Here is a 9,621-nt window from a genome sequence, read left to right as displayed (position 1 = left end):
GCAAACCAACGCCACCACCGCGCCCCAGGCGAACAAATCCCCCACCGCCAGCAACGTCGCCTGCCGATCAATCTCCAACGAGATCCGCATCAACTCCGACCCCTGCAACGGATGCGGCCACTGCCAGGCCGGCGTCAGCGCGCTGACGTGCCCCACCAGATCGGTGCGATGCTGCGCCTGTCCGCGCTGCAGCAACAATGTTGCCCCCATCGTCCCAAAGGCCTGCGCCCAAGCCCGCATGATTCCCTTGAACTGGTAGGCATGGCCGAAATCCTTGGCCGGCAAATCCACGTAGGTCAGTCCCGCCACCTGGATCACCACAAACACCCCCACCATGCCTTCGATCATGAAGCCCGGCACCACCGCCGCCACCGAGGCGCCTGGCATGGCCACATGCGACATCCACAGCAGAGCTGTCGCCATCAGCACAAAGCCGATGGAGATCAGCACGCGCTTGGTCGGCAACACGTTCGTCAATTGAAAGTTCAGGATGCCGAGCACCACCGTCACCAGCCCGCCCAGGCTCATCAACTGCGCGGTGGTCTCGTAGCGAAAGCCCAGACCGTTCTGCAGCAGGCTCGACGAAAGAAAGCCCCAGGCGCTCGCAAACATGTAATAGATGGCGTAGAACACCATGCCCATCATGAAGCGCCGCTGCAGCGTGGCCCGCAAGTCCACCCACGGCAATGGGTGGGCCGTCTGGCGAATGCCGACCCAGATGATGAGTGCCACCACCGCAATGATCGGCACCACCTGGGCAGGCGAACCATCGGGATGAATGAAGCGGGCCTGCTGAAAGCCGTGCAGCGCAATCAGCGCCGCCAGCCCAAATGCGATGGCTGAGGGCCAATCGAGCGAGGCGAAATCGCCCTGGCGCTCGTGCATCTTCGGATGCGGATAAAACGCCGCCACCAGCCCGCATACCACCACGGCCACCAGCAACTGCGCGACGAAGATGGCGCGCCAGCCGAATTGCTCCGTCAGCGCCGCCGACAGCATCGGCGACACGCAGCTCAGCCCGAAGGTGCCGTAGATCATGCCCTTCATCATCGTGCGGCGTTCGTGCGCGGGGCTGTGCTGCACGAAGATGCGCGAAGTCGACAGCATCGGGCCGCCGCCAAACCCCTGCACCGCCCGCCCGACGATCAGCATCGTTCCGCCCTCGGCCGCCGCGCACATCAGCGTGCCGACAATAAACACCAGCAGCGACAGTAGCGTGTGCCTGCGGTAGGTCATGTGGTCGGCCAGCCGGCCCATCACCAGAATCGACAGACTTGCCGCTGCTGCATACGCCGTCACGGCCCAGAGATAGACATCCTGTGACGCCAGCACCCCGCCTTCGATATGCGGTCCGGCAATTGAGAACATCAGGTTGGACATGTAGTCCACGCCCGTCGCCAAGCCGATCACCATGCCTACCATACGCAATTCCATCCGGCTGCCGACGGTCGATTCGGCAACCGGGTTGCGCACTGCGGGCGGCGGAGAAACCGTGTGGTCTGTGCTTGGCGTGTTCATGCAGGGATGGTAATTTGCCTCGAAACCGGCGGAAATCGCCTGCCAACAAATTCATTGTTCAATGATGCGAACGACGGACTGGAACGACTGGGACACTTTTTGCACCGTGGCCACGCTCGGCAGCTTTACGCGCGCGGCGGAGCGGCTGGGGTTGCCCAAATCGTCGGTCAGCACGGCGGTGTCGCGGCTGGAAGGCAAGATGGGCGCACGCCTTTTCGAGCGCAGTACGCGCCGCCTGCGCCTGACCGATGCCGGCGAAGCCCTGCTGCGCGACGCAGGCCCATTGTTCCAGCGGCTGCGCGAAGTTTCGGAAGACGCCGCAGCGACGTTCCAGTCGCCCGCCGGCACGTTGCGCATTGCCATGCCGTACGAATTTGCCGCCAAGCAGCTCGCCGAGGTGGTGCTGGAAGTCATGCGCGAGCACACTGGCTTACGCATCGAAGTGGACGTGGCACCACGCCAGATCGACCCGCTCGCCCAGGGCTACGACATCATGCTGACCGTGCCGCGCGGGCCGCTGCCCGATTCCGGCCTCGTCGCGCAGCGCGTCTTCGATTTGCGGCGCGCCGTGGTCGTCGCCCCGCAACTGCTGGAGCGCCTCGGGCCGCTCACCCACCCGGACCAACTCGCCGACTGGCCCTGCCTCGGTACCTCGAACGAAACCGAATGGCAATTCCGCACGCCTGGCGGCGAGACGATCAACCTGCCGCTCGACTTCCGCATGCGCACCTCCAATAGCGAACTGCGCATGCAGGCGGCCATTGCTGGCCTGGGTGTCGCCCGCATCACCTCCGTGTTTGCCACCGACCTGATGGCTTCGGGCGCGCTGCAGGAGGTGCTGACGGGATTCCAATCTCCGCCCATGCGCGTGTACGCCGTCTTCCCGGGCCGCCGCCTGATGCCCGCCAAGGTCAAGGTCTTCATGGACGCCCTTCACCGCCGTATAGAGCATTCCCGCCAACACACCGACATGCGGCCCACGTTCGTAGACGAAGCCGCCGCGTCCTGGCCGCCCGAGTCGCTGCTCTGACTGTTCACTCCTCCCCTTGATCTCCGCGAAACCATGCGCCCGTTCACCAAACTCCCCATCTTGATTGTCGCGCTCGCTCTGACCACCGTTGGCTGCTCCCGCGCCGAAGACATCGGCAGCGTCAGCACCAATTTCCGTATTACGGGCTCCGACAAGATCGTCATCGAAGCCTTTGATGACCCGCTCGTTCAGGGCGTGACCTGTTATGTCTCGAGGGCGCGCACCGGCGGCATCAAGGGCTCGCTGGGCGTGGCCGAAGACGTGAGCGAAGCCGCCGTGGCCTGCCGCCAGGTCGGCGAGATCAGCTTCGTCAAGCCGCTGCCGCAGCAGGACGACATGTTCACGCAGCGCCTGTCGCTCGTCTTCAAGACACTGCACGTCGTGCGCACTGTCGACCGCAAGCGCAATGTGCTGGTCTATCTGACGTATTCGGACAAGGTCATTTCGGGCAGCCCGAAGAATAGCGTGACGGCGGTGCCGATTCCCGCCAGCCAGCCGATTCCAGTCAAGTAAGCGATGGCAGCACCACATTGGTGCGAGGCAACGCAAGCGTGGTGGCCGAGCAACGGTAGACAGCGCAGAAAGGGTGCATACGTAAGCCTACGTATGGTGCATTGCATCATCTGGTGTATAGTCAGGGTATTCCCTAACCGGGATTTCCCTAAGAGGCCAATCATGCAAAACACGAACGACCTGAAGCTGACCGATCAACTCGAACGCGAACTGATCGAGCGCGAAATGTCCGAAGGTATCTACTACTATCGCCGTCCGAGCGGCCAATCGTTCTCGTTCGCCCAGTTCTTCTCGGCAATCGCGAACCTGTTCGGCACGCACCGCACTGCCAAGGCCTAACCAGCCGCGCTATTGTTGATGGGCGTGTGCCCGAGTTAGCTGTATGCAGTACCCGCAGTCTCAGTAGCACCGTGCGCCGGCCGTGTGTCATCACACCCGCCGCCACACCCGCCAGGTCATGACCGCCTGGTGCCAATCGAGGGCCGGTTTCCGGCCCTTTGTCATTTCTGCGCCATTTGTCTGGGTTGTTGCATGCCACAGCATCGCCCTGTCTCCCCCGACCGGCTCACCGCGCCGCAGTTGTCTTCTCGTTCGCCTGTGCTTTACTGAGTAGAGCCGCGACCACCCATATCGAGACCACGCGTGCATCTTCCCAGCCAGGAAGACGCACAGCATGGCACCCGGCGCCCATCCCCCAAGGAGACTCCCATGGCGATCAGCCTCAAGCTGTCGGTCAACGGTGCGCCTGTCACCGTCAGTGTCGAACCCCATACCCTGCTAGTTCAATTGTTGCGCGAGCACCTTCGCCTGACCGGCACGCACGTCGGCTGCGATACGGCGCAATGCGGTGCCTGCACCGTGCATATGAACGGGCGGGCGGTGAAGTCCTGCAACATCCTGGCCGTGCAGGCCGACGGCGCCGAGGTGACAACCATTGAAGGCCTGTCGAAAGATGGTGCGCTGCACCCGATGCAGGAAGCCTTTCGCCAATGCCATGGCCTGCAATGCGGCTTCTGTACCCCGGGCATGGTGATGGCGGCCACGGCGCTGGTTGCGCAACACCCGCATCCCGACGAGCACACGGTGCGCGAGCAGCTCGACGGCAACCTGTGCCGCTGCACGGGTTATCACAACATCGTGCGCGCCGTCATGCACGGAGCCGAAGCCATGGCCGAAGCCCAGGGCGACGATGCCTCGCTGCAAAGCCTGGCCGCGGCGCGGGCCCACGCCGCCTGACCCCAGCGAGGAGACCACCATGAACGCTCCCGCAGAACCCAACAACCACCTGATTGGCGCGTCCGTCAAGCGCAAGGAAGACTTCCGCTTCCTGACGGGCGCCGGGCAATACACGGACGACGTCGTGCAGGCGCACCAGTCCTACGCGGTGTTCCTGCGCTCGCCGTATGCGCATGCCCGTATCAAGCACATCAACACGGATGCCGCATGCAACCATCCGGGCGTGCTGGCCGTGCTGACGGGCGACGACCTGGCTGCCGACAAGGTCAATGGCCTGCCGTGCGGCTGGCTCATCCACAGCATTGACGGCACACCGATGAAGGAGCCGCCCCACCCCGTGCTCGCGCAAGGCAAGGTGCGCCATGTGGGCGACCAGGTTGCGCTGGTGGTGGCGGAATCGGTGAAGATCGCCAAGGACGCCGTCGAGATGATCGACGTCGAATACGACGAACTGCCCGCCGTGGTGGACACCGCCACCGCAGATACTGCCGGCACCGCTGTCCACGACGACGTACCGAACAACACCTGCTACACCTGGGGCCACGGCGACAAGGCCGCCACTGACGCGGCGTTTGCCAAGGCCGCGCACGTGACGCACCTCGATATCGTCAACAATCGGCTGATCCCGAATGCGATTGAGCCACGCGCCGTCAACGCCAGCTATTCGCGCCAGGACGACAGCTACACGCTCTACGTCGCCAACCAGAACCCGCACGTGGAACGCCTGTTGATGTCGGCGTTCGTGCTGGGCCTGACCGAAGCCAAGGTGCGCGTGATTGCGCCGGATGTGGGCGGCGGGTTCGGCTCGAAGATCTTCCTGTACCCGGAAGACGTGGCGCTCACGTGGGCATCGAAAAAAGTTGGCCGGCCGATCAAGTGGACGGCCGAGCGCTCCGAATCCTTCCTGACCGACGCGCATGGCCGCGACCACGTCACGCATGCCGAACTGGCGCTCGATGCGCAGGGCAATTTCCTCGCCATGCGCGTGCATACGACGGCCAACATGGGCGCGTATCTGTCGACGTTTGCCAGCAGCGTGCCGACCATCCTGTATGCGACGTTGCTGGCCGGCCAGTACAAAACGCCGGCCATCTATGCCGAAGTGAAAGCGGTGTTCACGAACACCGCGCCCGTCGATGCGTATCGCGGTGCCGGCCGGCCGGAAGCAACGTATGTGGTGGAGCGCCTCGTGGAAACGGCCGCGCGCGAACTGCAGGTCGACCCGGCGGAACTGCGCCGCCGCAACTTCATCCGCACGTTCCCGTATGCCACGCCGGTGGGGCTGACGTACGACACGGGCGACTACGAGCCGTGCCTCGACCGCGCCATCGAACTGGCCGACGTGAAGGGTTTTGCCGCCCGACGCGACGCTTCGCGCGCCAAGGGCCGGCTGCGCGGCTTGGGCTATTCCTGCTACATCGAAGCGTGCGGACTGGCGCCGTCGAACATCGCTGGGGCACTGGGCGCGCGGGCTGGCCTGTTTGAGGCCGGCGAAATTCGCGTCCATCCGACAGGCTCCGTCACGGTCTTCACCGGCTCGCACAGCCACGGCCAGGGCCATGAGACGACGTTCGCGCAAGTGGTGGCCGATCGTCTGGGCGTGCCCATCGACAACATCGAGATCGTGCACGGCGACACCGGGCGCATCCCGTTCGGCATGGGCACATACGGCTCGCGCTCGATTGCCGTGGGCGGCTCGGCCATCATGAAGGCACTCGACAAGATCGAGGCCAAGGCCAAGAAGATCGCCGCGCATTTGCTGGAGGCGTCGGCGGAGGACATCGAGTTCAAGGACGGCGTCTTCCGCGTGGCCGGCACGGACCGCACCAAGACCTTTGGCGAAGTCGCGCTTACGGCGTACGTACCGCACAACTATCCGCTCGACAAGCTCGAACCTGGGCTGGACGAAAACGCCTTCTACGATCCGACCAACTTCACCTACCCCGCCGGCGCGTACATCTGCGAAGTGGAAGTCGATCCCGACACTGGCGAGGTGCACATCGACCGCTTCGTGGCGGTGGATGACTTCGGCAACATCATCAACCCGATGATCGTCGAGGGCCAGGTGCACGGCGGGCTTGGCCAGGGCATCGGCCAGGCGCTGCTCGAGGCGTGCGTGTACGACGAAAATGGCCAGCTGCTGACGGGCTCGTACATGGACTACGCCATGCCGCGCGCCAACGACCTGCCCAGCTTCACGGTGGAAACCGCCAAGGGCACGCCGTGCACGCACAACCCGCTGGGCGTCAAAGGCTGTGGCGAGGCCGGCGCGATCGGCTCGCCGCCGGCCCTGATCAACGCCATCGTCGACGCGCTTGCGCCGTTGGGCGTGAAGGACATCCAGATGCCAGCGACACCGCATCGGGTCTGGCAAACCATTCAAGCGGCCAAGGCCTAGGCAAGGAGCGAACCATGTACGACTTCGAGTACCAGAAAGCCACCGACGCCCAGACCGCCGTCACCGCACTGAAAACGCACACCGACGCCAAATACCTCGGCGGCGGCCAGAGCCTGCTGGCAGCGATGAAACTGCGGTTGGCACAGCCCTCAACGCTGGTGGATGTCACGCGCATTCCGGGCATGTCGGGCATTCGCACACAGCCCGGCGTGATTACGGTGGGCGCGGCCACACGCCATGCCGATGTGGCAGACAGCGCGGAGATCGCCCGCATGCTGCCCGCGCTGGGCGAACTGGCCGGCGGCATCGGTGACAGGCAGGTGCGCGCCATGGGCACGCTCGGCGGGTCGCTTGCCAACAACGACCCGGCGGCGTGCTACCCGGCCGCCGTGCTCGGGCTGAACGCCACCGTCGTCACCGAACGGCGCAACATCGCGGCGGACGATTTCTTCCTCGGCATGTATGAGACCGCGCTGGCTGCGGATGAACTCATCACCGAGGTGCAGTTTCCCGTGCCGGACCAGGCGGCCTACGTGAAATTCCGCAATCCGGCGTCGCGCTTTGCGCTGGTGGGCGTGTTCATCAGCCGCAAGGGCAACAACGTGCGTGTGGCGGTGACGGGCGCGGCGCCGTCCGTGTTCCGTTGCACGCCCCTGGAGCAGGCGCTGGCAGCCAGCTTTACATCGGAAGCCGCACGCAAGGTGGTGGTGCCCGCCGACGATCTGGTGGGCGATCTGCATGCCTCGCCGGAATACCGGGCGCACCTCATTCCGGTATTGACGGCGCGCGCGGTCGAACAGGCATTGGCGCACCACCATTGAGCGCACGCCCAAGGAACGGCATGCCAGTCGATTCCATCGACGACTGCATCGCGCAACTGCAAGGTCAGGGCTATTTCGCCAGCCGCGAGCTGGCCACGGCCCTGTTCCTCGCGTTGCGCATGCAGCGGCCGCTGTTTCTGGAAGGCGAGCCCGGCGTCGGCAAGACCGAGCTGGCGAAGGCGGCGGCTGGCCTGCTCGGCACGTCGCTGCTGCGGCTGCAATGTTACGAGGGGCTCGACACCGCCAGCGCGCTCTACGAATGGGACTATCCGCGTCAGATCATGGCGCTGCGCCTGGCCGAAGCGGCCGGCGAAAAACCCCGCGCCGACACCCTCTACCGCGACGAATTCCTCCTCAAGCGCCCGCTGCTGCAGGCGCTGCTGCCCGACCCGCTCCATCCCGACACACCGCGCGTTCTTTTGATCGATGAGATCGACCGCGCGGACGAACCGTTCGAGGCGTTTTTGCTGGAGCTGCTGTCCGACTTCCAGGTGTCGATTCCCGAATTCGGCACGGTGCGCGCGCAGGTGATTCCGCTCGTCATCATGACGTCCAACCGCACGCGCGAGGTGCACGACGCGCTCAAGCGGCGCTGCCTGTATCAATGGATTGGCTACCCCGACAAGGCACGGGAGCTGCAGATCGTGGCGCAGCGCGCGCCCGAGACGGCTGCCCGCCTGCAGCAGCGCGCGGTCGATTTTGTGCACCGTCTGCGCGGCATCGACCTGTTCAAGGCCCCGGGCATTGCCGAAGCCATCGACTGGTGCCGTGCATTGGCGGCGCTGAACGTGACGGAGCTTGATCCCCAGTCCGTGCAAGACACGCTGGGCGTACTGCTCAAGTACCAGGACGACCTAGCCCGCGTCGATATGCCGACCATCGAGCAACTGCTGGCGGCGCCCGCGCTGCCGGAGTAAGGCATGCAAGCGACCGAACCAACGCAGTGTCCGATGCTGGCGCGCAACGTGACGCATTTCGTGCGGCTGCTGCGCAACGCCGGCATGCCGCTTGCGCCCTCGCGCGCGGTGGACGCCATCGAAGCCCTGAGCCACATCGACATCGGCCGCCGCGACGACGTAAAAGCCGCGCTGTCCGCCCTGCTCGTCTCGCACCCCGACGAGCGCACGCTGTTCGACGCGGCCTTCAACGTGTTCTGGCGGGATCCGGATTGGGAAGGCAAGCTGCGCGCCCTGCTGCTGCCCAAGGTGCGTGGCGGCATTCCGGCGGCACGCAGCAACCGCCTGGCCGATGCCTTGCGCGCGCAGCCGTCGACCCGCCTGCCGCCTGGCCCCAAGCCCGACGGCGAACGCCATGACGTCGTGGCGCCGCTGGCGTTTTCCGCCAACGAGGCCTTGCGCACGCGTGACTTCGACACGCTCAACGCCGCCGAATGGCGCACGCTGCAACACATGATCCGCCGCCGGCGCGTGCATCTCGCCCAGGAGCGGACACGCCGGCTGAAGGCCGCCTCGCGCGGACGCCATCCGGACCTGCGCGCCACCGCCCGCCAGGCTGTGCGCGCCGGCGGCGAGTGGACCGGCTGGAAATACCGCCAGCCCGTCGACCGCACACCGCCGTTGGTGCTGCTGCTCGACATTTCGGGATCGATGAGTCGCTATTCACGCGCCGTGCTGTACTACTGCCATGCGCTGGTGCAGTCGCGCGAGCGTATCCAGGCCTTCCTCTTTGGCACGCGGCTGACGAATGTCTCCCGGCAGTTGCGCGAGCGTGATCCGGATGTCGCCGTGCAGGCCATCGCCCAGCTTGTTCCGGATTGGTCGGGCGGCACGCGCATCGGTGCAGCGCTGGCGGAGTTCAACCGCCAATGGGCGCGCCGCACGCTGTCCGGCCGTGCCACCGTCCTCCTCGTGACGGATGGGCTCGACCACGAACACATCGACGTGCTCGACACCGAAATGGCGCGTCTGGCTCGCTTCGCCCATCGCATCGTCTGGCTCAACCCGCTATTGCGCTTTGCCGGTTTTGAGCCGCGGGCACGTGGCGTGCGGGCCATCCTGCCGCATGTCGACGTGATGGTGCCGGCCCACCATTTCGACAGCCTCGCTGCGCTGGAGCACGAACTGGCGCATGCCCGCCGCACGCGT

At 65.2% G+C, this 9,621-nt stretch carries 9 protein-coding genes; 8 read left to right on the top strand and 1 reads right to left on the bottom strand.

Going from position 1 to position 9,621, the window contains the following annotated elements; genetic code table 11:
• Positions 1-1,518: MFS transporter (locus BEK68_RS07270; protein WP_065851669.1), on the bottom strand; the 1,518-nt coding region annotated here is incomplete at its 3' end.
• Between the two features lie 64 nt (positions 1,519-1,582).
• Here BEK68_RS07270 and BEK68_RS07265 point away from each other — a divergent pair.
• From BEK68_RS07265 to BEK68_RS07235, 8 genes are all read left to right on the top strand, one after another.
• The gene (locus tag BEK68_RS07265; protein WP_024541686.1) at positions 1,583-2,548 is read left to right on the top strand and encodes a LysR family transcriptional regulator; all 966 of its coding nucleotides are present in this window, start codon (positions 1,583-1,585) and stop codon (positions 2,546-2,548) included.
• A 33-nt stretch (positions 2,549-2,581) separates the two neighbouring features.
• Positions 2,582-3,061: a CreA family protein gene (locus BEK68_RS07260; RefSeq protein WP_004626818.1), complete on the top strand. Its 480-nt coding sequence runs from the start codon at positions 2,582-2,584 to the stop codon at positions 3,059-3,061.
• A 162-nt stretch (positions 3,062-3,223) separates the two neighbouring features.
• Positions 3,224-3,400, top strand: a complete 177-nt coding sequence (locus tag BEK68_RS25695) for a hypothetical protein (RefSeq protein WP_009238172.1) — start codon at positions 3,224-3,226, stop codon at positions 3,398-3,400.
• Positions 3,401-3,769: 369 nt separating this feature from the next.
• Positions 3,770-4,297, top strand: coding sequence for a (2Fe-2S)-binding protein (locus BEK68_RS07255; protein WP_004626813.1), 528 nt, complete (start codon positions 3,770-3,772; stop codon positions 4,295-4,297).
• A 19-nt stretch (positions 4,298-4,316) separates the two neighbouring features.
• Positions 4,317-6,695, top strand: a complete 2,379-nt coding sequence (locus tag BEK68_RS07250; protein WP_012435503.1) for a xanthine dehydrogenase family protein molybdopterin-binding subunit — start codon at positions 4,317-4,319, stop codon at positions 6,693-6,695.
• 14 nt (positions 6,696-6,709) lie between these two features.
• Positions 6,710-7,516 carry an FAD binding domain-containing protein gene (locus BEK68_RS07245; RefSeq protein ID WP_012435502.1) on the top strand — a complete coding sequence of 269 codons (807 nt, stop codon included), beginning with the start codon at positions 6,710-6,712 and terminating at the stop codon, positions 7,514-7,516.
• Positions 7,517-7,536: 20 nt separating this feature from the next.
• Positions 7,537-8,433, top strand: coding sequence for an AAA family ATPase (locus tag BEK68_RS07240; RefSeq protein ID WP_012435501.1), 897 nt, complete (start codon positions 7,537-7,539; stop codon positions 8,431-8,433).
• A gap of 3 nt (positions 8,434-8,436) precedes the next feature.
• On the top strand, positions 8,437-9,621 hold a 1,185-nt coding region (locus BEK68_RS07235; protein WP_065851667.1), incomplete at its 3' end, for a vWA domain-containing protein.

Source organism: Ralstonia pickettii (assembly GCF_001699815.1).
GTDB classification, from domain to species: domain Bacteria; phylum Pseudomonadota; class Gammaproteobacteria; order Burkholderiales; family Burkholderiaceae; genus Ralstonia; species Ralstonia thomasii.
This window is presented reverse-complemented; position numbering and strand designations above follow the sequence as displayed.